This is a genomic window from Streptomyces sp. NPDC058291 (assembly GCF_042880855.1).
Taxonomy (GTDB): domain Bacteria; phylum Actinomycetota; class Actinomycetes; order Streptomycetales; family Streptomycetaceae; genus Streptomyces.
Map to the genome: position 1 here is coordinate 166,421 of NZ_JBHVYK010000002.1, position 24,089 is coordinate 190,509.

The 24,089-nt window shown below is 73.2% G+C and carries 17 protein-coding genes and 1 pseudogene; 10 read left to right on the top strand and 8 right to left on the bottom strand.

Annotated elements, in window-relative coordinates:
- Positions 1-207 precede the first annotated feature (207 nt).
- The 3 genes from ACFVYK_RS01980 (at position 208) to ACFVYK_RS01990 (ending at position 5,546) form a co-directional block, all read left to right on the top strand.
- Positions 208-1,662, top strand: a complete 1,455-nt coding sequence (locus tag ACFVYK_RS01980; protein WP_389767448.1) for an FGGY-family carbohydrate kinase — start codon at positions 208-210, stop codon at positions 1,660-1,662.
- A 222-nt stretch (positions 1,663-1,884) separates the two neighbouring features.
- A complete protein-coding gene (locus ACFVYK_RS01985; protein ID WP_389767512.1) occupies positions 1,885-3,618 on the top strand; it encodes an ABC transporter ATP-binding protein in 1,734 nt (577 codons plus the stop codon).
- Complete coding sequence (locus ACFVYK_RS01990; protein ID WP_389767450.1) at positions 3,618-5,546, top strand: ABC transporter ATP-binding protein; 1,929 nt, start codon at positions 3,618-3,620, stop codon at positions 5,544-5,546. The genes ACFVYK_RS01985 and ACFVYK_RS01990 overlap by 1 nt, the downstream gene beginning before the upstream one ends.
- Positions 5,547-5,609: 63 nt before the next feature.
- Here the strand turns inward: ACFVYK_RS01990 and ACFVYK_RS01995 are convergent, their stop codons facing one another.
- The 5 genes from ACFVYK_RS01995 to ACFVYK_RS02015 all read right to left on the bottom strand — a co-directional run bounded on the left by ACFVYK_RS01995 (position 5,610) and on the right by ACFVYK_RS02015 (position 13,097).
- A complete protein-coding gene (locus ACFVYK_RS01995; RefSeq protein ID WP_389767452.1) occupies positions 5,610-6,926 on the bottom strand; it encodes an RNA polymerase sigma factor in 1,317 nt (438 codons plus the stop codon).
- A 102-nt stretch (positions 6,927-7,028) separates the two neighbouring features.
- Positions 7,029-8,927 (bottom strand): DNA primase, encoded by a 1,899-nt coding sequence (gene dnaG / locus ACFVYK_RS02000; RefSeq protein ID WP_389767454.1) that lies wholly within the window; start codon positions 8,925-8,927, stop codon positions 7,029-7,031.
- A 554-nt stretch (positions 8,928-9,481) separates the two neighbouring features.
- On the bottom strand, positions 9,482-10,747 hold the full coding sequence (locus tag ACFVYK_RS02005) for an NAD(P)/FAD-dependent oxidoreductase (protein ID WP_389767456.1): 1,266 nt from the start codon (positions 10,745-10,747) through the stop codon (positions 9,482-9,484).
- A 165-nt stretch (positions 10,748-10,912) separates the two neighbouring features.
- Positions 10,913-12,172, bottom strand: coding sequence for a deoxyguanosinetriphosphate triphosphohydrolase (locus ACFVYK_RS02010; RefSeq protein ID WP_389767458.1), 1,260 nt, complete (start codon positions 12,170-12,172; stop codon positions 10,913-10,915).
- Positions 12,173-12,317: 145 nt separating this feature from the next.
- On the bottom strand, positions 12,318-13,097 hold the full coding sequence (locus ACFVYK_RS02015) for a sirohydrochlorin chelatase (protein ID WP_389767460.1): 780 nt from the start codon (positions 13,095-13,097) through the stop codon (positions 12,318-12,320).
- 324 nt (positions 13,098-13,421) lie between these two features.
- On the opposite strand from ACFVYK_RS02015, the gene ACFVYK_RS02020 reads away from it, so the two are divergent.
- Complete coding sequence (locus ACFVYK_RS02020; protein WP_389767462.1) at positions 13,422-14,099, top strand: vancomycin high temperature exclusion protein; 678 nt, start codon at positions 13,422-13,424, stop codon at positions 14,097-14,099.
- Between the two features lie 153 nt (positions 14,100-14,252).
- Positions 14,253-16,331, top strand: a complete 2,079-nt coding sequence (locus ACFVYK_RS02025) for a molybdopterin oxidoreductase family protein (RefSeq protein ID WP_389767464.1) — start codon at positions 14,253-14,255, stop codon at positions 16,329-16,331.
- 10 nt (positions 16,332-16,341) lie between these two features.
- Here ACFVYK_RS02025 and ACFVYK_RS02030 read toward each other — a convergent pair whose 3' ends face one another.
- Positions 16,342-17,106 (bottom strand): TetR/AcrR family transcriptional regulator C-terminal domain-containing protein, encoded by a 765-nt coding sequence (locus tag ACFVYK_RS02030; protein WP_389767466.1) that lies wholly within the window; start codon positions 17,104-17,106, stop codon positions 16,342-16,344.
- A 190-nt stretch (positions 17,107-17,296) separates the two neighbouring features.
- On the opposite strand from ACFVYK_RS02030, the gene ACFVYK_RS02035 reads away from it, so the two are divergent.
- A complete protein-coding gene (locus tag ACFVYK_RS02035) occupies positions 17,297-18,829 on the top strand; it encodes an MFS transporter (protein ID WP_389767468.1) in 1,533 nt (510 codons plus the stop codon).
- A gap of 228 nt (positions 18,830-19,057) precedes the next feature.
- Here the strand turns inward: ACFVYK_RS02035 and ACFVYK_RS02040 are convergent, their stop codons facing one another.
- Both ACFVYK_RS02040 and ACFVYK_RS02045 read right to left on the bottom strand, forming a co-directional pair.
- Complete coding sequence (locus tag ACFVYK_RS02040) at positions 19,058-19,762, bottom strand: DUF6215 domain-containing protein (RefSeq protein ID WP_389767470.1); 705 nt, start codon at positions 19,760-19,762, stop codon at positions 19,058-19,060.
- A 176-nt stretch (positions 19,763-19,938) separates the two neighbouring features.
- Complete coding sequence (locus ACFVYK_RS02045; protein ID WP_389767472.1) at positions 19,939-21,585, bottom strand: M4 family metallopeptidase; 1,647 nt, start codon at positions 21,583-21,585, stop codon at positions 19,939-19,941.
- A gap of 177 nt (positions 21,586-21,762) precedes the next feature.
- On the opposite strand from ACFVYK_RS02045, the gene ACFVYK_RS02050 reads away from it, so the two are divergent.
- The 4 genes and pseudogenes from ACFVYK_RS02050 to ACFVYK_RS02065 all read left to right on the top strand — a co-directional run.
- The gene (locus tag ACFVYK_RS02050; RefSeq protein WP_389767474.1) at positions 21,763-22,203 is read left to right on the top strand and encodes a gamma-glutamylcyclotransferase family protein; all 441 of its coding nucleotides are present in this window, start codon (positions 21,763-21,765) and stop codon (positions 22,201-22,203) included.
- 213 nt (positions 22,204-22,416) lie between these two features.
- Positions 22,417-23,058 carry a hypothetical protein gene (locus ACFVYK_RS02055; RefSeq protein ID WP_389767476.1) on the top strand — a complete coding sequence of 214 codons (642 nt, stop codon included), beginning with the start codon at positions 22,417-22,419 and terminating at the stop codon, positions 23,056-23,058.
- Positions 23,059-23,192: 134 nt separating this feature from the next.
- Complete coding sequence (locus tag ACFVYK_RS02060; protein WP_389767478.1) at positions 23,193-23,816, top strand: class F sortase; 624 nt, start codon at positions 23,193-23,195, stop codon at positions 23,814-23,816.
- Positions 23,817-23,906: 90 nt separating this feature from the next.
- Positions 23,907-24,089 (top strand): annotated as a pseudogene (locus ACFVYK_RS02065) (hypothetical protein); the annotation flags it as partial.

Below are 24,089 nucleotides of genomic sequence, written 5' to 3' on the forward strand. Positions count from 1 at the left end.
GCGGCCCTCGCGGCCTTGCGGTGCGCTCGGTACTCGCAGTCCCCTCGCGGTCCTTTTCTTCACGTAATCGCCACGCCCCCCGGGGGGACCCGGGGGGCGTGGCCGCGTGCGCGACCAGGCACGACGCGGGTCCGCCCGTCGGACGGCCGTCACCCCTGTGAGGCCCGACGGCCGAAGCCGAGCGGGAAGTGCGGCAGAATTTTCGCCATGGGGATAGTCGCCGGGTTGGACAGTTCGCCCGATTTCACTCGTATCGTCGTCTGCGACGCGGACACCGGAGCCGTGCTCCGGCAGGGATACGCGCCGCATCCGGTGGAAGGCGCCGAGGGCGGCGGGCGGCCCTCCGACGTCGATCCGCAGGCCTGGCTGCTGTCCCTGGGCGAGGCGGCGGGCGGCGGGCTGCTGGAGGGCGTGCAGGCCATCGGCGTGTCCTCGCAGCAGAACGCCGTCGTGCCCCTGGACTCGCAGGGCGGCACGGTGCGGCCCGCGATGGTCGGCGGGGACAAGCGGGCGCAGGTCGCGGCGGCGGACCTGGTCGACGCGCTCGGCGGGCGCGAGGCGTGGGCGCAGGCCGTGGGGTGTGTGCCGCAGGCCGCGCAGCCGGTGACCAAGCTGCGCTGGCTGGCGAAGAACGAGCCGGAGGCCGCCGCGCGGACCACGGTGCTGCTGCAGGCGCACGACTGGCTGGTGTGGCAGTTGCTCGGGCGGCCCGTGAGACGAACCACCGATCGCGGCGGCGCCTCGGGCACCGGTTACTGGTCGGCCGCGACCGGCGGTTATCGGTCGGATCTCGTGGAGCTGGCGCTGGGCCACCAGGCGATGCTGCCCGAGGTGATCGGACCGTCCGACGCGGCCGGCACGACGCCCGAGGGGCTGCTGATCTCCGCCGGGACGGGCGAGACGATGGCCGCGGCGCTGGGGCTGGGCATCGGGCACGGGGACGCGGTCGTGTCCCTGGGCGCCTCCGGTTCCGTGATGGCCGTGCACCACGAGGCGCTGGTCGACCAGAGCGGGATGATCACCTCCCTGGCCGACGCGACCGGGATGCACCTGCCCGTCGTCACCACCCTGAACGCGGTGCGGACCCTGCGCGGGGCCGCCGAGCTCGTGGGGGCGCCCGATCTGGAGGCGCTGTCCGATCTGGCGATGAAGTCGACGCCGGGGTCGCACGGCCTCGTCATGCTGCCCTATCTGGAGGGCGAGCGGACCCCGAACCTGCCGCACACGGCCGGGACGCTGGCCGGGCTGCGCCGTGAGTCCATGAAGCCCGAGCACTTCGCGCGGGCCGCGTTCGAGGGGATGCTGTGCGGGCTCGCGGACGCGCTGGACGTGTTGCGCGGCCGGGGCGTGGAGGTCCGGCGGATCTTCCTGCTCGGGGCCGCTGCGGAGCTGCCCGCGGTGCAGGCGGCGGCGCCCGCGCTGTTCGGGGCACAGGTGGTCGTGCCGCAGCCGGCGGACTACGCGGCGATCGGGGCGGCCCGGCAGGCCGCGTGGGCGCTCGGCGCATCGCAGGGCACGCTGGATCCGCGGACCCCGCCCGCCTGGCAGGGAGCCGCGGCGCAGGTGCTGGACCCGGGCGAGGACCTCGCCGTGGGACAGGCGGTGCGGCAGCAGTTCATCTCGGTGCGGGAACAGACGCATCCAGGGGCGTTCCGCACATGACGGACTTTCCGGATGCGCGGGACGTGCCGGACCTGTCGGGAGCGCGAGGGTGCGCAGGGAGCACCGGGGGCATCGGGGGCGCCCGGCGCGCGGCGGCGTGCGCGGGAAGTCCGTAAAAGCACTGCTGTCGGCTTAATCGGTTGAGGTAACGCGGGTGGAGTGTCCGACGATAGGGGCCAGGGGCAACCAATGCCTCTCCCCGCCGACTCCGAGAGACACAGCGTGCTCATACGACTGCTGAGGACCTACCTCAGGCCCTACCGAAAACCCATCATCCTGCTGGTGCTGCTGCAGCTGCTGCAGACCTGCGCCACCCTCTACCTGCCCACGCTGAACGCGCACATCATCGACAACGGTGTCGTCAAGGGGGACACGGGGTACATCCTGTCCTTCGGCGGTGTGATGATCGCCGTCTCGCTCGCGCAGGTCGTGTGCAACATCGGCGCCGTGTACTACGGCGCCAGGACCGCCTCCGCGCTCGGCCGTGACGTCCGGGGTGCCGTCTTCGACCGGGTCCAGTCCTTCTCGGCCCGCGAGGTCGGCCAGTTCGGCGCGCCGACGCTGATCACCCGGACCACCAACGACGTCCAGCAGATCCAGATGCTGGCCCTGATGACGTTCACGCTGATGGTGTCGGCGCCCATCATGTGCGTGGGCGGCATCGTGCTGGCGCTCGGCCTGGACGTGCCGCTGTCCGGCGTGCTGGTCGCGGTGGTGCCGACCCTGGGCGTCTGCGTGACGCTGATCGTGCGCCGGCTGCGTCCGCTGTTCCGGGCCATGCAGGTGCGGCTGGACACCGTGAACCGGGTGCTGCGCGAGCAGATCACCGGCAACCGGGTGATCCGCGCCTTCGTCCGGGACGAGTACGAGCAGCAGCGGTTCCGCAAGGCCAACGCCGACCTCACCGACTTGTCGCTGAAGACCGGCAACCTGTTGGCACTGATGTTCCCGGTGGTCATGACGACGGTGAACCTGTCGTCGATCGCGGTGGTCTGGTTCGGGGCCCACCGCATCGACAGCGGCGGGATGCAGATCGGTGACCTGACCGCGTTCCTCGCCTACCTGATGCAGATCGTCATGTCGGTGATGATGGCCACCTTCATGTTCATGATGGTGCCGCGCGCGGAGGTGTGCGCCGAGCGCATCCAGGAGGTGCTGGACACCTCGTCGTCCGTGGTGCCGCCCCTGGCGCCGGTCACCGAGCTGCGCCGGCACGGGCACCTGGAGATCCGGGGGGCCGGGTTCCGTTACCCCGGGGCCGAGGAGCCCGTCCTCAAGGCCGTCGAGCTCGTGGCCCGACCCGGTGAGACGACAGCCGTGATCGGCTCGACCGGCAGCGGCAAGTCCACCCTGCTCGGGCTGGTGCCCCGGCTGTTCGACGCCACCGAGGGCGAGGTGCTCGTCGACGGGGTCCCGGTGGCCGAGGTCGAACCCACGCTGCTGGCCAGGACCGTCGGACTCGTGCCGCAGAAGCCGTACCTGTTCGCCGGCACGGTCGCCACCAACCTGCGCTACGGCAATCCCGACGCCACCGACGAGGAGCTGTGGCACGCGCTGGAGGTGGCCCAGGCCAGGGACTTCGTCAGCAAGCTGGAGAACGGGCTGGACTCCCCCATCGCGCAGGGCGGCACGAACGTCTCCGGCGGTCAGCGCCAGCGGCTCGCCATCGCGCGCACGCTCGTGCAGCGACCGGAGATCTACCTCTTCGACGACTCCTTCTCCGCCCTCGACTACGCCACCGACGCGGCGCTGCGGGCGGCACTCGGGCAGGAGACCGCGGAGGCGACCGTGGTGATCGTCGCCCAGCGGGTGGCCACCATCCGCGACGCCGACCGGATCATCGTCCTGGACGAGGGCCGGGTCGTCGGCGCCGGCTCGCATCACGAGCTGATGGCGGACAACGAGACCTACCGGGAGATCGTGCTCTCCCAGCTCACGGAAGCGGAGGCCGCCTGATGGCCGGGCCCATGGGACGCATGATGGCCGGCACCGGCCCCGACAGCCACTCGCTGGACTTCAAGGCCTCCGGCAGGCGGCTGCTCGCCCGGTTCAGGCCGGAGCGGATCACGCTCTTCACGATGCTGGCCTGTGTGACGCTGAGCGTCGGCCTCAGCGTGGTCGGGCCGAAGATCCTCGGCAAGGCCACCGACCTGGTCTTCGCGGGCATCGTCGGGCGGGAGATGCCGGCCGGCGCGAGCAAGGAGCAGGTCCTCGACTCGATGCGCGAGCGCGGCGACAGCGGTGTCGCCGACATGCTCGAGAGCACCGACTTCACCCCCGGCAAGGGCATCGACTTCGACTCGGTCGGCCGGGTCCTGCTGTTCGCGATCGGGGTGTTCCTGATCGCCGGTCTGCTGATGGCGGTGGCGACGCGCCTGGTCAACCGGGCCGTCAACCGGACGATGTTCCGGATGCGCGAGGACGTGCAGACGAAGCTGTCCCGGCTGCCGCTGTCGTACTTCGACAAGCGCCAGCGCGGCGAGGTGCTGTCCCGCGCCACCAACGACATCGACAACATCGGGCAGACGCTCCAGCAGTCGATGGGTCAGCTGATCAACTCGCTGCTGACCGTCGTCGGCGTGCTGGTGATGATGTTCTGGGTGTCGTGGATCCTGGCGCTGGTCGCGCTGGTGACCGTGCCGCTGTCGTTCGTCGTCGCCACGCGCGTGGGCAAGCGGTCGCAGCCGCACTTCGTGCAGCAGTGGCGCACCACCGGCAAGCTCAACGCCCACATCGAGGAGATGTACACCGGCCACGCGCTGGTGAAGGTGTTCGGCCGCCAGGAGGAGTCGGCCCAGCAGTTCGCCGAGCAGAACGACGCGCTGTACGAGGCCGGGTTCAAGGCGCAGTTCAACAGCGGGGTCATGCAGCCGCTGATGATGTTCGTGTCGAACCTCAACTACGTGCTGGTCGCGGTGGTCGGCGGGCTGCGCGTCGCGTCCGGTTCCCTGTCCATCGGTGATGTGCAGGCGTTCATCCAGTACTCGCGCCAGTTCTCGATGCCGCTGACGCAGCTCGCGTCGATGGCCAACCTGGTGCAGTCCGGTGTCGCCTCGGCCGAGCGGGTCTTCGAACTCCTGGACGCGCAGGAGCAGGAGGCGGACCCGGTGGCGGCCGAGCGGCCCGCCGAGCTGCGCGGGCGGGTGGCGCTGGAGCACGTGTCGTTCCGGTACGACCCGCAGAAGCCGCTGATCGAGGACCTGTCGCTGACGGTGGAGCCCGGCCACACGGTCGCCATCGTGGGCCCGACGGGCGCGGGCAAGACGACGCTGGTCAACCTGCTCATGCGGTTCTACGACGTCTCCGGCGGGCGCATCACCCTGGACGGCGTCGACATCGCGAGGATGTCCCGCGACGAGCTGCGCGCCGGGATCGGGATGGTGCTGCAGGACACCTGGCTGTTCGGCGGCACCATCGCGGAGAACATCGCGTACGGCGCGTCCAGGGACGTCCCCCGGAGCGAGATCGAGGAGGCGGCGCGGGCCGCGCACGCCGACCGGTTCGTGCGCACGCTGCCCGACGGCTACGACACCGTGATCGACGACGAGGGCAGCGGGGTCAGCGCCGGCGAGAAGCAGCTGATCACCATCGCGCGGGCGTTCCTGTCGGATCCGACGATCCTGGTGCTCGACGAGGCCACCAGCTCCGTCGACACCCGCACCGAGGTGCTGATCCAGAAGGCCATGGCGAAGCTGGCGCACGGACGGACGTCGTTCGTCATCGCGCACCGGCTGTCGACCATCCGGGACGCCGACACGATCCTGGTGATGGAGAACGGCTCGATCGTCGAGCAGGGCGCGCACGCCGAGCTGCTGGCGGCCGACGGCGCCTACGCGCGGCTGTACAAGGCGCAGTTCGCGCAGGCGGTGGCCGAGGTGGACTAGCCGGGGTCGCCGCAGGGGCCGCTCGCCCGGGGACGGCGAGCGGCTCCGCGGGGCCGCGGCGGATCAGTCCAGGTAGCCGCGGAGCTGATCCGCGAACGCGTGGTCCCTCAGCTTGTTCAGCGTCTTCGACTCGATCTGCCGGATCCGCTCGCGCGTCACGCCGAAGATGCGGCCGATCTCCTCCAGGGTGCGCGGCCGGCCGTCCGCCAGTCCGTAACGCAGCTGGACGACCTTCCGCTCGCGTTCGCCGAGGGTGGAGAGCACGGCGTCCAGATGCTCGCGCAGCAGCAGGAAGGCGGCCGACTCGACGGGGCTGGCCGCGTCGCCGTCCTCGATGAGGTCGCCGAGGGCCACGTCGTCCTCCTCGCCCACCGGGGCGTGCAGGGAGACCGGCTCCTGGGCCAGGCGCAGCACCTCGCCGACGCGCTCGGGCGGGAGGTCCAGCTGGCCGGCCACTTCCTCGGGGGTGGGCTCGTAGCCGCGTTCCTGGAGCATGCGGCGCTGCACGCGGACGACCCGGTTGATCAGTTCGACGACATGGACCGGGACGCGGATGGTGCGGGCCTGGTCGGCGAGGGCGCGGGACATGGCCTGCCGGATCCACCAGGTGGCGTAGGTGGAGAACTTGTAGCCGCGGGCGTAGTCGAACTTCTCGACCGCGCGGATCAGGCCGAGGTTGCCCTCCTGGACGAGGTCGAGCATGGTGAGCCCGCGGCCGACGTAGCGTTTGGCGACGGACACCACGAGCCGGAGGTTCGCCTCGATGAGGCGGCGCTTGGCCATCCGGCCCATGACGACCAACCGGTCGAGGTCGAGGGCCAGTTGGCTGTCCAGGTCGGAGGCGCCGGTCAGTCTGTCCTCCGCGAACAGGCCCGCCTCCACGCGACGGGCGAGCTCGACCTCCTCGGCCGCGGTGAGCAGCGGGATCCGGCCGATCTCGCGCAGGTACTGGCGGAACAGGTCGGAGGAGGGGCTGCCGCTGTCGGCGGCCCGGGCGCGTGTCGGCGCCGCGACGGGCTCCGGTTCCGGGCCCTCTTCGAGCGCCTCGGCGGGCGGTTCGGCGGGCTCGGCCTCGACCTCGGCCTCGACCTCGGCTTCGGCCCCGGCTTCGGCCCCGGCTTCGGCCCCGGCTTCGGCCCCGGGTTCGGTCTCGGGGTGGTGCGCGGTGCGGCTCTGCGGCGGAACCGAGGCCAGGACGTCGGTCTCGGCGTCGGTCTCGGCGTCGGCCTCGGCGTCGGCCTCGGCGGCCTCGGCCGGGCTTTCGGCGGTGCGGTCGGTCTGGGTCAGGGTCTGGGTCTGCACGGGGGCGACCTCCAGGATGATCGCTGCTGAGGTGAGCGGCGGCGGTACTGCGGGGGACCGCTCCGAGGACTCAGGCACCGGGACCAGTGTGGGGTACGACACAACCTCGCCACGAGGGGCGTGCGGTGACTTTTTGCGTCCGGAGCGTCACGCGGCGGACACCCTGCCGCGGACGGCTGCTCAGAGCGCGGAGGGGCCCTCGTGCTGCAACGCCCTGTCGTACCTGGTCAGAATCATCATCTCGTTCTGGACGGCGGCCGCCTGGGCCGGGTCCGCGTGGCCGAGGCGGGTCAGCGTGCTCTGCAACTCGGTGATCCGCCGGCTCACCGCCCTCCGGCGGACGGTCACGAGCTGCTCGCCCGCGTAGTTCTCGTCGACCGTGCGGCGCATGATCGCCTCGACCGCGAGTTCGGTCACCATCGCCCGGACCACGTCGTCGGGCGCGGCCTCCCGCACCCGTACGAGGTACTCCGACCCGTCCTTGACGCCCCACTCGGCGCCGCCCGCGTCCATGATGGCCTGGCGAACGGCCGCGTAGGGGGCGGCGGTGAACTCGTCGACGCCGTACGCGTCGAAGGCCGGGGAGACCAGTTCGGGCCGCTGGAGGGCGAGTTTGAGCAGTTCGCGCTCGGTGGCGTAGACGGCGTTGCGGAGGTTGAGGGCGGGGCCGCCCGCGCCGCGCCGGGGGGAGGCCTCGTACTGCTGCGGGCCGCGTCCGGCCGGGGCCGGGCCCTTGCCGCCGCGGTCGCGGGCCCAACGGGCCAGCTGGGCGACGCGCTTGACGACGAACTGGGTGTCCAGGATGCCGAGCATGCCGGCGAGCTGGACGGCGACCTCGTGCTGGGCGCCGCTGTTCTTGATGCGGGCGACGATGGGCGCGGCCTCGTCGAGGGCGGCGGCGCGGCCCGCCGGGGTGTCGAGGTCGTAGCGGACGACGATCTGGCGCAGCGCGAACTCGAAGAGCGGGGTGCGGGGTTCGACGAGGTCGGCGACCGCCTCGTCGCCCTTGGCCAGGCGCAGGTCGCAGGGGTCCATATTGTCCGGCGCGATGGCGATGTACGTCTCGGCGGCGAATTTCTGGTCGTCCTCGAAGGCGCGCAGGGCCGCCTTCTGGCCGGCCGCGTCGCCGTCGAAGGTGAAGATGACGCGGGCGCTGCCGTTGTCCATCAGCAGCCGGCGCAGGATCTTGATGTGGTCGCCGCCGAAGGCCGTGCCGCAGGTCGCGATGGCGGTGGTGACGCCCGCGAGGTGGCAGGCCATGACGTCGGTGTAGCCCTCGACGACGACCGCGCGGGACGACTTGGCGATGTCCTTCTTCGCGAGGTCGATGCCGTAGAGGACCTGGGACTTCCGGTAGATCGCGGTGTCGGGGGTGTTGAGGTACTTCGGCCCGTTGTCGGCCTCGTACAGCTTGCGCGCGCCGAAGCCGACGACCTCGCCGCCGATGTCGCGGATGGGCCACATCAGCCGGCCCCGGAAGCGGTCGATGGGCCCGCGGCGGCCCTCCTGGGCGAGACCGGAGAGGAGGATCTCCTTGTCGGTGAAGCCCTTGCCGCGCAGGAAGCGGGTGAGGTGGTCCCAGCCCTGGGGGCTGTAGCCGACGCCGAAGTGGACGGCGGCTGCCTGGTCGAAGCCGCGCTCGGCGAGGAAGATCCGGCCGGTGTCGGCCTCGGGGCTCACCGCGAGCTGCTCGGCGTACCACTCGGCGGCGATCTTGTGGGCCTCGACCAGACGGATGCGCTCTCCGCGCTGGTTGGCGGGGTTGTAGCCGCCCTCCTCGTAGCGCAGCGTGATGCCGGCCTGGGCCGCCAGGCGCTCGACGGCCTCGGAGAAGGTGAGGTGGTCGACCTTCATCACGAACGTGATGGTGTCGCCGCCCTCCTGGCAGCCGAAGCAGTGGAAGAGGCCCTTGCTCGGGCTGACCTGGAAGGAGGGCGACTTCTCGTCGTGGAAGGGACACAGGCCCTTGAGGTTGCCGCCGCCCGCGTTGCGCAGCTGGAGGTACTCGGACACCACGGCGTCGATCGGGACCGCGTCCCGAACAGCCTTCACGTCCTCGTCGTTGATCCGTCCTGCCACGTGGTGATTCTACGGGGGCGCGCCGACATCCCCGGCGAGCGGTGACCGGGCGCGAGGCCTGACCGGCGCGGGCCGTGACCGGGTGCCGCCCGCCGCCGCAGCGGAACCGGCCCACCGCGCACGACCCGCACCTACGCGCCCCCGCGCCCGCGCCCACGTGCCCGAGACCCGGGCCTTCGGAGGGCGCGGGCGCCGGTCACCGCTGCCGATGACCCGGTGCCGGTGACCCAGGACCTCCGGGGGGCGCGGGCGCCGGTCACCGGTTTCGGTTGCCGGTGGCCCGGTGCCGGTGACCCGGGGCCTCCGGGGGGGGCGGGCGCCGGTCACCGGCTGCCGGTTGCCGGTTGCCGGTGGCCCGGGGCCTCCGGGGGGGCGGGCGCCGGTCACCGGCTGCCGGTTGCCGGTTGCCGGTGGCCCGGTGTCGGTGACCCGGGGGCCTTCGGAGGGCGCGGTCACCGGCTGCCGGTTGCCGGTCGCCCGGTGCCGGTGGCCCGGTGCCGGTGGCCCGGTGCCGGTGACCGGGGGTCTCCGGCTCGGCGACCGGTGGCCCGGGGTCAGGCGTTGAGGCTCTCCAACGGCACGTGGGGGTCGGCCAGGGCCTCGGTGTCCACGGCGGTCCGCGAGGCGATCAGCTTCTGGATCGGCCCTGTGACGTCCCACACGTTCACGTTCATCCCGGCCAGGACGCGGCCCTCCTTGACCCAGAACGCGATGAACTCCCGCTTGCCCGCGTCGCCGCGGATCACCACCTCGTCGTACGAGCCCGGCGGGGCCCAGCCGCTGTACTCCATGCCCAGGTCGTACTGGTCGGAGAAGAAGTAGGGCACGCGGTCGTGGGCGACCTCCTTGCCGAGCATCGCGCGGGCGGCCGCTGGGCCGCCGTTCAGGGCGTTGGCCCAGTGCTCGACCCGCAGCCGGGTGTCGAAGAGGCCGTGCGGGAAGGACGCCACGTCGCCGGCCGCGTAGACGTCCGGGTCGGACGTGCGCAGCGAGGCGTCCACGGCCACGCCGCCGCCGTGGGCGCGGTCGGCCAGCTCCAGGCCCGCCGCCTCCGCGAGCGCGGTCCGCGGGGCCGCGCCGATCGCCGCGAGGACGTCGTGGGCCGGGTGCTCCTCGCCGTCGTCGGTGCGGGCGGCCAGGACCATGCCGTCCTGGCCCACGATCTCGGTGAGCCGGGCGCCGAAGTGGAAGCGCACGCCGTGCTCGCGGTGCAGGTCGGCGAAGAGCGCGCCCAGCTCCGGGCCGAGCACGCCGTGCAGCGGGGTGGGCTCCGGCTCCACGACGGTGACCTCGGCGCCGTACTCACGGCCCGCGGCCGCGACCTCCAGGCCGATCCAGCCGCCGCCGGCGATCACCAGGTGGCCGTTGTCCCGGCCGAGGGCGGCCAGGACGCCTTTGAGGCGCTCGGCGTGCGCGAGCCGGCGCAGATGGTGCACGCCCGCGAGGTCGGTGCCGGGGACGTCCAGCCGGCGCGGTTCGGCGCCGGTGGCGATGAGCAGCTTGTCGTAGTGGGCGAGGGTGCCGTCGTCGCCGAAGCGGACCGTCTTCGCGGCGCGGTCGATGGCGTCGACGGTCTGGCCGAGGTGCAGTTCGATGTCGTTGCGCGCGTACCAGGCGGGCTCGTGCACGAAGACGCTCTCGCGCGTGTCCTTGCCGAGCAGGTATCCCTTGGACAGCGGCGGTCGCTCGTAGGGGTGGTCGCGTTCGTCGCAGATCAGTATCACGCGGCCGGTGAAGCCCTCCGCCCGCAGCGTCTCGGCCGCCTTGGCGCCGGCCAGGCCTCCTCCGACGATGACGAATGTCTGATCCGCGTCGACCACGTGATGCCTCCTACCGGGTCTGGGGGGTGTCCCCCGGACGGAACTGTGCGTGCCGCCCCATGCGAGCGTCCCGCACGGAGCGTGATGGGGGAAGGGGGACGTGCCCGATCACGGCGCGCCGGGGTCCGTTCGGGCCCGTTTGGGCGCACCCGGCGCGCCTCTCGGTCACGGTCTCGTGCGCACCGTCAGCCGGGCGTGCAGCGCGCGGGCCGAGGCGTCGGTCAGGGAGGCGATCTGGTCCACGATCACGCGTTTGCGGGCGCGGTCGTCGGGCGCCCGGTCGAACAGGGCGCGGAACTGGGGATCGAGGCCGTCGGGGGCGCGCACGGTGAAGGCGTCGGCGAGCTCGCTGATGACGACGCGCTGGTCGGCGCGCAGGATCGCCTGTTCGGCGCGCTGCATGACGTACCGGTCGGCGACCGCCTTGAGGACGGCGCACTCCAGGCGGGTCTCGTGCGGGACGACGAGTTCGGCGTCGTAACGGCTGAGGGGGCCCGTTCCGTGCCGTGCGCGGGTGGCGCCCTCGGCGGCGAGACAGAAGCGGCCGATGAGCTGGCTGGTGGCGTCCTTGAGGCGGGCCTGGGCCACCGCCGTGCCGTCGTAACCGTGCGGCCACCAGTCCTGGTCCTGGAGGCGGTCGAGGGCCGCCGCGAGTTCGGCCGGGTCGGTCCCGGCGGGGACGTAGCGGCCGACGGCGACCAGGAAGACCTCCTGGCGTTCGGGTTCGGCGTGCAGGCAGCCGGGGTCGACGTGTCCCGCGTGCAGGCCGTCCTCCACGTCGTGGACCGAGTACGCCACGTCGTCCGCCCAGTCCATGACCTGCGCCTCGAAGCAGGTGCGGGTGCCGGGGGCCTCCTTGCGGACCCAGTCGAAGACGGGCCTGTCGTCCTCGTAGACGCCGAACTTCGGGGAGGCGGGGTCGGTGGGGTGGGCGCCCCGGGGCCAGGGGTACTTGGTGGCGGCGTCGAGGGCGGCCCGGGTGAGGTTGAGGCCCACGGAGCCCTCGGGGGTGAAGCGCTTGGGCTCGATGCGGGTGAGGAGCCTGAGCGACTGGGCGTTGCCCTCGAAGCCGCCGCAGTCCCGCGCGAAGTCGTTCAGCGCCTGTTCCCCGTTGTGGCCGAACGGCGGGTGGCCGAGGTCGTGGGAGAGACAGGCCGCCTCGACCAGGTCGGGGTCGCAGCCCAGGGCCGCGCCGAGTTCGCGCCCCACCTGGGCGCACTCCAGGGAGTGGGTGAGGCGGGTGCGGGGGGTGGCGTCCCAGACGTCCGTGCGGGTGCCGGGCGTCACCACCTGGGTCTTGCCGGCGAGTCTTCTCAGCGCCGAGGAGTGCAGGATGCGGGCGCGGTCGCGTTGGAAGGCGGTGCGGCCAGGGCGTTTGTCGGGCTCCGCCGCCCAGCGTTCGGTTGACGGCACGTCGTAGGGCATGTCTCGACAGTAAGCGGCGGCGGTGACAATCGGGCGCGTACCCGGCTGCCGGGTACGGCGCCTCGGCGGCTCACCCGCGGTGTACGGCCGGTCGCACCCGGCGCGGCGGAGCCGCACGTCGACGGTCGACGCGGCCGCGCGCCGGTCAGGCCGCGCTGCTACCGGCTCCCGCCACGAGGGTCTGGTCGTAGCGGTGGAGCAGCAGGTCGGCCATCGCCGGGTGGGTGCCCAGCGGCGCCGACGCGATCCAGGGGGCCGCCTGCGCGCACTCCGTCGCGAAGCGGCCGGGGGCGGTGAAGCAGGAGGCGACCGCCACTCTCTCGCGGCCCCTGGCCGCCAGCGCGCGGACCGCCGTGGCGATCGTCGGGGTCGCCGTCGAGGCGTAGGCGGGGACCACCGGGACGCCGAGCCGTGCGGCCAGGAGCCGGGCCGTGCGGCGGGTGTCGACGGCCGAGTCCGGGTCGCGGGAGCCCGCGGCCGCGAGGACGACCGCGCTCGCGGCGCGCTCCGCGCGCGTCATGTCGGAGCGCCAGCCCGCCTCGACGAGCCGGGCGAGGAGGGCGTCGGCCAGCAGGGGGTGCGGACCCAGCGGCGCGGCCAAGCGCGTGCGTACCCGGGCCGCCGCGGCCGTCTCGGGGATGTCCCGCTTGACGTGGTGGCCGCGGGCCAGGAGCAGGGGGACCAGGACGGCCTCGGCGGTGTCGCGGGCGTCGAGCCCGGCGAGGGTGTCCGTCAGCAGCGGCTCGTTGAGCTCGATGTGGCCGAGACGCACCGGCAGGCCGGGGCGGCGGGCGCGGACGTCGTCCAGGAGGGCGCGGACGGTGCTCAGCGCGCGCGGGTCGCGGCTGCCGTGGGCGACGACGACCAGCGTGGGCCGGCAGGCGCGCCGGCGGGCGTCGAGCTGGACGAGGCTTGGCTGGCTCATGCGTCCATGGTGACGGCACGAGGTTGCCCCCCCGTTGCCTGACCGTCACGAGTGTTTTCCGGCCGTTCACGGCGGGCCCAGGGCCGGTGTGAGATGCGGCTCGTGGCGGGGACGCTCGAACCGGATCACCGCCGGTCGCGTCTTCCCGGGCCGAAGAGGTTCGGCCTGTTCGGCCTTTCCGGCTTTCCGGCTTTCCGGCTTTCCGGCTTTCCGGCTTTCCGGTCTTCCGGCCTTTCCGGTTCGTGGCCTGCCCGGCCCGCCCGGCCCGGTCGATCCGCCCGGCCTGCTCCATCTGCTCGATCTGTTCGACCTGGGGGACACCGTATGAAGATCCGTCGGCCGCGATGGCCGCGCACCCGCGCCGGCCGGCGCCGGTCGGTGCAGGCCGTCATGGCCGGGTGCGTGCTGGCGCTGCTGCCGGCCACCTGGCTGTTCGTGTCCACGGCCGGCCGGCTGGGGACGACCGCCGACGCACCGCGCACCGAGGTCGCCGTGGTGTTCGGCGCGGGACTGTGGGACGGCGAGCCGTCGCCGTATCTCGCGCACCGGCTGGACGCGGCGGCGACGCTGTACCGGGCGGGGCGGATCGAGGTCGTCCTGGTCACCGGCGACAACAGCCGCGAGGACTACGACGAGCCCGACGCGATGCGCGCCTACCTCACCCGGCACGGGGTGCCCGACACGCGGATCGTCAGCGACTACGCGGGGTTCGACACCTGGGACTCCTGCGTCCGCGCCAAGAAGATCTTCGGCGTGGACAGGGCCGTGCTGATCAGCCAGGGCTTCCACATCCGCCGGGCCGTCGCCCTGTGCGAGGCGGCGGGGGTGGAGTCCTACGGCGTCGGGGTCGACGCGAGACACGACGTGACCTGGTACTACGGGGGCGCCCGGGAGGTCCTCGCGGCCGGCAAGGCGGTTCTGGACGCGGTGTTCGAGCCGGACCCCCGGTTCCTCGGCCCGAAGGAGCGGGGCGTGGCGCGGGCGCTCGGCGCCGCCGGGTGACGGCGTCAGGACGGCCCATGACACACGGCAGGACCGCGTACGCCGGTCCCCGGCGCTCCTCACGCGGCCCGGGGAGCGGCGGGGAGGGCACCACCACACCGCCGTAACAGGAGACCGCACGGCGCGTAACACGGCCGAAGCACGCTGAACCGCATGCAGACCGCCTCGACGCCCACCCACTGCCCGTACTGCGCCCTGCAGTGCGGGATGGCCCTGTCGCCCCTGCCCACGGGGGGCGTCGAGGTGGTCGAGCGCCCCGACTTCCCGGTCAACCGGGGCGCGCTGTGCGGCAAGGGCCGTACCGCGCCGGCGGTGCTCTCCTCGCGGGTGCGGCTGACCTCCCCACTGGTGCGTTCGGGCGACTCGCTCGTGCCGGCCACCTGGGAGGAGGCGCTGGACCGGGTCGCCGGGGAGCTGAGCCGGGTGCGGGACGAGCACGGGGCCGACGCGCTCGGCGTGTTCGGCGGGGGCGGGCTGACCAACGAGAAGGCGTACGCGCTGGGCAAGTTCGCGCGGGTCGTGCTCGGCACCTCGCAGATCGACTACAACGGCCGTTTCTGCATGTCGTCCGCCGCGGCGGCCGGCGTCAAGGCGTTCGGGCTCGACCGGGGGCTGCCCTTCCCGCTGGAGGACGTCCCGCGGACGGGGTGCGTGATCCTCGTGGGTTCCAACCTCGCCGAGACCATGCCGCCCTCGCTGCGGTTCTTCAGCGAACTGCGGGAGAACGGCGGCACGTTGATCGTGATCGATCCGCGCCGCACGAAGACCGCCGAACAGGCCGACCTGCATCTGGCGCCCCGGCCCGGGACGGATCTGGCGCTCGCCCTCGGCCTGCTGCACCTGATCGTCGCCGAAGGACGGGTCGACGAGGAGTACGTGCGCGAGCGCACCGTCGGCTGGGAGGACGCCCGGGCGGCCGCCATGGCCCACTGGCCGGAGCACGTGGAACGGATCACGGGGGTGTCCGTTCCGCAACTGCGGGAGACCGTCCGGCTGTTCTGCGAGCCCGAGGCCGCGATGGTGCTCACCGCGCGCGGACCCGAGCAGCAGTCCAAGGGGACCGACACGGTCGGCGCGTGGATCAACCTGTGCCTGGCGACGGGCCGGGCGGGACGGCCGCTCAGCGGCTACGGCTGTCTGACCGGACAGGGCAACGGACAGGGCGGACGCGAGCACGGCCAGAAGGCCGACCAGTTGCCCGGCTACCGCAAGCTGGACGACCCGGCGGCGCGGGCGCACGTGGCCGGGGTGTGGGGCGTGGACCCCGACTCCCTGCCGGGCCCGGGGCGCAGCGCCTACGAGTTGCTGGACGCCCTGGGGACGGACATCCGCTCGCTGCTGCTCATGGGGTCGAACCCGGTGGTGTCGGCGCCGCGCGCGGCGCACGTCGAGGAGCGCATCCGGTCCCTCGAATTCCTCGCCGTCTGCGATGTCGTGCTGTCGGAGACGGCGGCCCTCGCGGACGTCGTCCTGCCGGTCACCCAGTGGGCGGAGGAGACGGGGACGACGACCAGCCTGGAGGGCAGGGTCCTGCTGCGGCGGCAGGCGATCACCGCTCCGGACGGCGTGCGCAGCGACCTGGATGTGCTGCACGAGCTGGCGGGCCGGCTGGGCGTCGAGAAGGGCTTCCCGGCCGAGCCCGAGGAGGTCTTCGAGGAGCTGCGGCGGGCCAGCGCGGGCGGCGTCGCGGACTACTCCGGGATCACCTACCGCAGGCTCGCCGAGGAGAACGGGGTGTTCTGGCCCTGTCCGGCGCGCGACGACGAGCCGGCGCCCGGCACGCCCCGGCTCTTCCTGGACCGGTTCGCGACCCCGGACGGCCGGGCCCGCTTCGTGCCGGTCTCGCACCGTCCGAACGCCGAGGAGCCGGACGACGACTATCCCGTGCTCCTCACCACCGGGCGGGTCGTCGCGCAGTACCAGTCCGGCGCGCAGACCCGGCGCGTGGACGAGCTGAACGCCGCCGCCCCCGGCCCCTTCGTGGAGTTGCATCCGCGGCTGGCCGCGCGGCTCGGGGCCGCCGAGGGCGACCGGGTGGCGGTCGTGTCCCGGCGCGGACGCGCCGTCGCCCCGGCCCGGATCACCCCCGGCATCCGCCCGGACACCGTGTTCATGCCGTTCCACTGGCCGGGCGAGGGCCGCGCCAACACCCTCACCAACCCGGCCCTCGACCCCACCTCCCGCATGCCGGAGTTCAAGGCCTGCGCGGTACGCCTGGAACTCGCCCCGTAGGCAGGGCCGTTCACGCCGGGCGATGGCCCGGTGCGACCGGCTGGGCGGGCAGGCGCAGGGACAGGCCGTCCAGGACCACCTGCAGGCCGTAGTGGAACTTCTCGTCGCGCACGGCCGCGGGGTCGGCGGCCGACGCGGCGGTGTCCGCGTAGCCGCCGGCGAGGTGTTCGTGGCCGGCCGCGGCCCGCTGGGCGGCCGGCATGAGGCGGGCGACGAAGTCGGCCTCGCTCTCGCCCGAGCGGGCGACGGTGGTGAGCCAGGCGGCCTCGGTGGTGCTCATGCCGATGACGTAGGACAGCACGGTGTCGATGGCGCGGCTCGGCTCGGGGAAGCCGGCGGCCGTGAACAGCGCGGCCAGGCGCTCGGAGAAGGTCATGAGGTTGGGGCCCAGGTAGGCGAGGCCGGCCTGGCCCAGGACCGCCGACAGCCAGGGGTGGCGCAGGCTCGTCGCGCGGAAGGCGGCGGCGGCCTCGGTGACGGCGGCCCGCCAGTCGGGGGCGCCCGCGTCCGGCACCCGGATCTCGGCGGCGACCTCGTCCACGGCCAGCTCCATCAGCTCGTCCTTGGTGGCGACGTGCCGGTAGAGGGAGGTCGCGCCCGCGTTCAGCCGGGCGCCCAGCTTGCGCATGCTCAGCGCCTCGACGCCGTCCGCGTCCAGCATGGCGACCGCCTCGCGCACGATGGCGTCGCGGCTGAGCGCGGGCTGGTCGGGCTCGCGGCGCTGCCGGGTCCAGACGGACGGCACGGGGTCGGCGTTCTTCGTCCTGGCGGTCACGGCTCCACTCCCAAAGGGCTCGGCGGTCTTCTGGCGTACATCGTGCGCTACCAGCGTACAGAGTTCCCTCCTTGCGCACACCGTTCCGTCATGCGTACAGTGTGCGCAGCGGACGGAACACCGTACGCAAGAGACGGAACAGTGTGCGCAGTCCGGGAACGGCGTGCGCATCGCGAAGGGACAGGACGTCATGGAAACCCGTAATCCACGCCGCTGGTGGATCCTCGTCGTGCTGTGCCTGAGCACGCTGGTGCTGACGATCGACAGCATGGCGCTCACCGTGGCGGTGCCCTCGATGACCGAGGACCTCGGCGCGAGCGCCCAGGACACCCAGTGGATCCTCGACTCCTACATCCTGGTCTTCGCCGGGCTGCTGCTGACCTCCGGAAGCCTCGGCGACCGCTTCGGCCGCCGGAAGGTGATGCTCCTGGGACTGACGGTCTTCGGGGCGGCCTCGCTCGCCGCGACGGTGTGCGCCGATCCCGCCGAGGTGATCGCCGTGCGCACCGCCATGGGCGTCGGCGGGGCGCTGATCCTGCCGTCCACCCTCTCCATCCTCATCACCGTCTTCGACGAGGAGGAGCGCGGCAGGGCGATGGCGGCATGGGGCTCGGTGTCGATGCTGGGCCTGGTCGGCAGCCCGGTGCTGGGCGGGCTCCTGATCGACCGGTTCTCCTGGCACTCCATCTTCCTCATCAACGTCCCGGTCGTTTTCCTGGCGATCGTCGCCGCCGTGGTCCTGATGCCGGAGTCCAAGGCGCCGTGGCAGAAGCCCGACCCGCTGGGCGCGGTGCTCTCCGCGATCGGCATGACCGCCCTGGTCTGGTGGATCATCGAGCTTCCCCAGCACGGCGCGTTCGGCGGCCGCTCCACGCTCTCGCTGGCGGTCGCCGTGGCGGGCCTGGCGGGCTTCGTGGTCTGGGAGAACGTCACCTCCTCGCCGATGGTCCCGCTGGCCCTGTTCAAGCACCGCAACTTCAGCGGCGGTTCGCTGTCGCTGGCCCTGGTCCAGATCGGCAACGGCGGGCTGCTGCTGGTCCTCACCCAGTACCTGCAGTTCGTCCTCGGCTACTCCCCCGTCGAGGCGGGCCTCGCCTTCCTGCCGCTCGCGGTGGCCGCGCTGATCGGCAACGGCGTGGGCGTGAAGCTGGCGGCGAGGATCGGCAACCGGTTCGTGATCCTGGCGGGCATGCTCGGGATGGTCGCCTGCTTCGCCCTGCTGACCACGGTCGACGCCGACTCGGGCGTCACCGCCCCGGCGATCGCCCTCGGGCTGCTCGGCCTCGGCGCGGGCCTCGCCATGCCGGCCGCCGTCGGCGCGCTGATGAGCACCATCCCCGAGGACCGGGCCGGCGTCGGCTCGGCCCTCAACGACACCATCCAGCAGGCCGGCACCGCCCTCGGCATCGCGATCCTCGGCTCCTTGCTGACCAGCGGCTTCGCCGCCAGGATGCCGGCCGACGCCCCCGAGCCGGCCCGGCGGTCGATCGGCGGCGCGCTCGCGGTGGCCGGCCAGGACGCGGGCCTGGTCCGGGCGGCCCGGGAGGCCTTCACCGCCTCGATGACGACGACGTTCGCGGTCAGCGCGATCGGCGTCCTCGCGGCGGCGATCCTGGCGACGCTGGTGATGCGGGACGGCAAGCCCCGGCCGCCCGCGACCGAGGCACGGACGGAGGAGCCGGTGCGGCCGGGCAGGCCGGAGCGGACCGAGCTGGTCGCCTGAGACCGGCACGACACGGTTCCGTCCCGTCGACCGACGCGCACGGTGTCCCGTGACCGCAAGGCCGGCGCTCCTCCCCCGGGGCGCCGGCCTTCGGCGCGGTCGTGGGCGGCGAGATGACCGCGACGGCCGTCAGCGGCCGATCGCCCGGCGGGTGACGTGCTGTCGGCCGAGCGCCCGCGCCCGGCGGGCGTCACCGCCCGCGGCCGTCATCCGGACGTCATCCGGACGTCATCCGGACGTCGTCCAGCCCGGGACGGTGGGCAGCACCTGTTCCGCGATGCGCAGCAGCGCCGTGTCGTCCGGCCGCATCCTGTCCTGGCGCCAGACGGTGAGTTCGTAGGAGCCGCCGCCGTCCTTGACGTCCGGGGCGACGACCAGGGCGCGGGCGACGCCGCCGGGGCCGGTCTCCGACTTGCCGCCGCCGAGGTTGAAGCGGATGGCGATCGTCTGGGTCGAGTAGAGCACCGCGGGGTGGCCGGCGACCGTCTTCGTCTGCGCCTCGTTCAGCAGATCCGCCATCCCGGCGATCGGGAGCTCGTCATAGGACCGCGTCAACTGCACGGTGTAGGTGTCGAGTTGGACGGTCGCCTCGGGTGTCCGGACCTCCTTGCCGCCGGCCGGGACGACCGAGCCGTCACCGCCGGAAGCCGTCACCGCACGCTCCTGCGGCGTCCCGAGGAGCGCCGGCAGGTCCGGCCGGTTCAGCGCCGCGCACAGCTGCGTCCCGGAGACGCGCCCCGCCGCCTTCGCGGCCGCGGCGGCCTTCTCGCTCTCGTCGTCGACGGAACAGGTCGCCGGCTTGTCGGCGGCCTTGGCGTCGTTCTTCTGGAGCACGAACAGCGCGCCCCCCAGCGCGCCGACCACGACCAGGGCCGCTATCGCCTGCGCCCACGGGTTCGGACCCTTTTCGGGCGCGGTAACTTCTTCGCTCATGTCCCCCACTGTCCCCAATGCCCCGGTGCTCCCGGCCTCCCGGGACCCCCTGCTCGCGCCGGATGCGCGCGGAGGGAGCGTAACGGGTGGCCAGGCCGCGCGGAAGCGGGATTCCGCGCCGGGTCCGGGAGCGCCGGGAGCGCCGGAGGGACGCTCCCCCGGCGCTCGGGACGGCCTCAGTTCACGTTGACCGCGGCCCAGGCCGCCGCCACCGTGCTGTACTCCGTGCTGCCCGCGCCGTAGAGGTCCTTGGCCGCGCTCAGGGTGGCCGCCCTGGCTCCGGCGTAGTTCGTCGAGGACGTCATGTAGACGGTCAGGGCGCGGTACCAGATCGCGCCGAGCTTGTCGCGGCCGATCCCGGTGACCGTGGAGCCGTTGTACGTCGGGGAGTTGTAGGTGACCCCGTTGACGGTCTTCGTGCCGCTGCCCTCCGCCAGCAGATACGCGAAGTGGTTGGCGACGCCGGAGGAGTAGTGGACGTCGAGGTTTCCGACCGAACTGCTCCAGTAGTCGGCGGAGTTGCCGTCCTTGCTGGGCTTGTCCATGTAGCGCAGGGCGTCCTTGCCGAACCCGGAGCGGACGATCTTCTCGCCGATCAGGTAGTCGCCCACGTCCGAGGCGTTCCCCGCGTGGAACTCGACGAGGCTGCCGAAGATGTCGGACGTCGCCTCGTTGAGGCCGCCGGACTCGCCCGAGTACGTCAGCTTGGCCGTCTTCGAGGTCACGCCGTGGGACATCTCATGGCCGGCCACGTCCAGCGCGACCAGCGGGCCCAGCTGGGTGCCGTCGCCGTCGCCGTAGGTCATGCAGAAGCAGCTGTCGTCCCAGAAGGCGTTGTTGTAGCTGTTGCCGTAGTGGACGCGGTTGTAGGAGCCCTTGCCGTCGTTGCCGATGCCGTTGCGGCCGTGGACGTTCTTGTAGTAGTCCCAGGTCACGTCGGTGCCGTACTGGGCGTCCACCGCGGCCGTGGAGCGGTCGGCGGACGCGCCGGTGCCCCAGTGGTTGTCCGCGTCCGTGAACAGGGTCGCGGGGGCGCGGCTGATGCAGATGCCGAAGATGCACAGGTCGGTCTTGTTGGCCGCGTCGCCGGTGTACGTGTTGCCGCGCGTGGGGTCCTTGAGCTGGTACGTCGATCCCGAGAGGGTCGTCTCCAGCCCGACCGTGCCGCCGTACAGGGAGCGGCCGTCGCCGGTGGCGGTCTCGATGGTGTCCCAGGCGTCGATGCGGGCTCCGGTGCGGGCGTCGGTCAGCACCGCGCGGGCGACCGGGTTGCCGAGCGAGTCCAGGCCGACGACGTTCGTCCGCCAGGCCAGTCTCGGGACGCCGTGCAGGGCGTCGACGACGAGCTGGGGCTTGGCCTTGACCTGCTGCAGCGTCTGGCCCGGGTGGGCCGCGCGCAGGGCGTCGACGGCGGCGTCGGCGGCCGTGGGCGCCGGCACCTTCGGAGTGATGCTCGCCGGCGAGATCGCCGCCCCGGTCGCCCGGTTTGCGCCGCGGTACGCGCCGTCGCGGCCCAGATGGACGACGAAGTCGCCGCCGAGGACGGGGAGTCGGCGGTAGGTGCGGTCGTAGCGGACGTGCTGGGAGCCGTCCTTGTCGACGATCACGTCCCGCACGGACGTGCCCTGCACGGAGGTGAGGCCCAGGGCCGCCGCGTGGTCGGCGAGGGCCTCCGCCGCGTGGTCGAGCGCGGTCGCCCGGGTCGGCCTGTCGGCCGCGTCGGCGGCCGGGGAGAGCGCGGCGGCCAGGAGCGTGGCCGTGGTGGCGGCGATGCCGGCGGTGGCCAGACGGGAACCTCGGACGTGCTGCCGTATCCGACTCATCAGTGTCTTCGGTCTCCTCGGGAAGGCGCCGTGGGGGCGCGTGTGGGGGTGGCCTGTGAGCGGCCTGTGGAGGTGGCGCTGATGTCGTCCTGGCATTTAAGAGGGCATGACATGTCATGTCCATAGCGCATACGCGATGGAGCGGTGAGGGGCCGGTGAGGGGAGAGAATCGTTTCCGTGATCGCCGCCGAACCACGCGAACTCCCCTTCTTCGTCTACGGCACGCTCCGCCCCGGCGAGGTCAACCACGACCTCCTCCTGCGCGGCCGCACCCTCCGCGAGGAGCCGGCCCGCCTGGTGGGCGCACTGCTCTACGACGGGCCGGGCTACCCCTACGCGGTCGAGGCGCCGGGCGAGGCGGGCGCGACCGTCGCCGGGGAACTCGTCACGGCCCGCCCCGAGGCGTACGCCCGGCTGCTCGCCGAACTCGACCGGCTGGAGGAGTACGTGCCGGGCGACCCGCGCAATCTCTACGAGCGCGTCGCGCGCGAGGTGGTCCGCGTGGCCGGCTCCGCCCCCGTGCGCGCCTGGGTGTACCTCGCCGCGCCCGGCGTCGCCGCCGGGCTGAGGGCCCGGGGGAAGCCGATCGAGGGCGGGGACTGGCTCGCCCGCCGCTGACCGGTCACCCGTTCACACGCCCTGCGGAAACTTTTCCGCACCCGGCCGTCAATGCGCCGGTGACCTGCTGAAACGACATCGCGGATCGCCCCGGCCCACCGGCGTCTGACACCCATTCATCCCATTCCTGACGCACCATCAGCAAGCGCGGCGGGCCCGCGGCGACTTACCTCGGAAGGGCAGGGATTTCCCGAAGAGCTCGGAGGAGCACCGATGCGACGACGTACCGCCCGGCACACCGCCCGCCGTGCCCCCGGTCGTACCCTCCGTACCGCCTGCGCCGTCCGCACCGTCACCACCGCTCGCACCGTCCGTCGCGCCGCCCGGGTGCTGTCCGGCGCCGCGCTCGCCGTCACCGCGGCGGCCGGGGTCGCCGCGCCCGCCCATGCCGCGACGGCCGGCGTCGACCCCGCCTCCCCCGGCGGGCAACTGGCGGTGTACCCCTCCACCGCCGTGCCCGGCGGGCAGGTCTCCGTGAACACGGCGGCGTGCGGGGACGACGGGTCGGCGGCGGGCGACGCCGGAGCGGTGGGCGCCGGCCGCTTCACGCTCGCGCCCACCACGCACGAGGGCGAGGCCGTCGGGCAGTTCCGGGTGCCGCCGAGCGCGCAGCCGGGCACGTACGAGATCGTCGCGGAGTGCGCCGGGGACGGGCGGCGGGTCACCGGGGACCTGGTGGTCGTGCTGACCTCGGACCGCCAGCCGGTGCCTCCGCGCGGAAGTGTCAAGACGGGGGTCGGCGGCGCACTCGGCCCCGACCCCGTTCAGACCGCGGCCGGTGTGGCGGCTCTCGCCGTCGCCGCCGCGGGCGGTACCTGGCTCCTGCATCGCCGGGCGAGAGGCGACGGGATCTGACGGACACCCTCCGCTGTCCGTCCGCCGGTACCGCACGTCCCCTCCCCTCCGGGCCCGACGCCCCTCGCGGCCCGGAGGGGGCACGGGGACCCCGTACACCCCACACCGACGCAGCCACGGAGAGGAGCGGCGGCATGCGCAGCTTCGGCAACACCGCCGTGGCGGCCGTCACCACGGCCTCCCTGTGCTGCGGCGCGTGGCTGCTGCACAGCGGATCCGAGACGCACGCCCCGCCGCAGCCGTCCGCGGCCCAGGCCCGCTCCGACGGCCCGCAGTTGCCCGGACGGTCCGCCCCGGCGCTCCCGCCCTCCGCGCCCGACCGCGTCCGCATCCCCTCCATCCACGTGGACGCCCCCCTGACGGGCCTCGCCCTCACCGCCTCCGGCAGCCTCGACGTCCCGCCCGCCGAGAAGGAGAACCTGGCCGGCTGGTACGAGGCCGGCACCACCCCCGGCGAGCGGGGCACCGCGATCGTCGCCGGCCATGTCGACAACGCCGACGGCCCCGCCGTCTTCTACGATCTGGGCGCCCTGCGCAAGGGCAGCGCGGTCGAGGTCGACCGGCGCGACGGAAGCGTCGCCGTGTTCACCGTGGACGCCGTCGAGGTCTACCAGGCGCGCGACTTCCCCGACGCGAAGGTGTACGGGGCGGCGGAGCGGCCGGAGCTGCGGGTCATCACCTGCGGCGGCGGCTACTCGAAGGCGACCGGCTACCAGGGCAACGTCGTCGTGTTCGCGCATCTCACGGGCAGCCGCTGACCCCCCGGACGCCTCGCCGCGGGCCGGCGGCGAAACGTCTCTGGTCGGTCGACTCCTCGCGTATGAAGGGATGATGACCGAGTTCGTCCCATGGGCACAGAGGATCGGCGCGACCAGGACGAGACGCTCCGGTTCATCGAGGAGGTTCGGGGGCACCAGCCAGAAGCCCCGGTCGGCGCCCTCGCACGCCCGCCACCCGGCCCACGCCCGCACCGGCCCACCCGGCCCACGCCCGCACCGGCCCACCCGGCCCACGCCCGCACCGGCCCACCC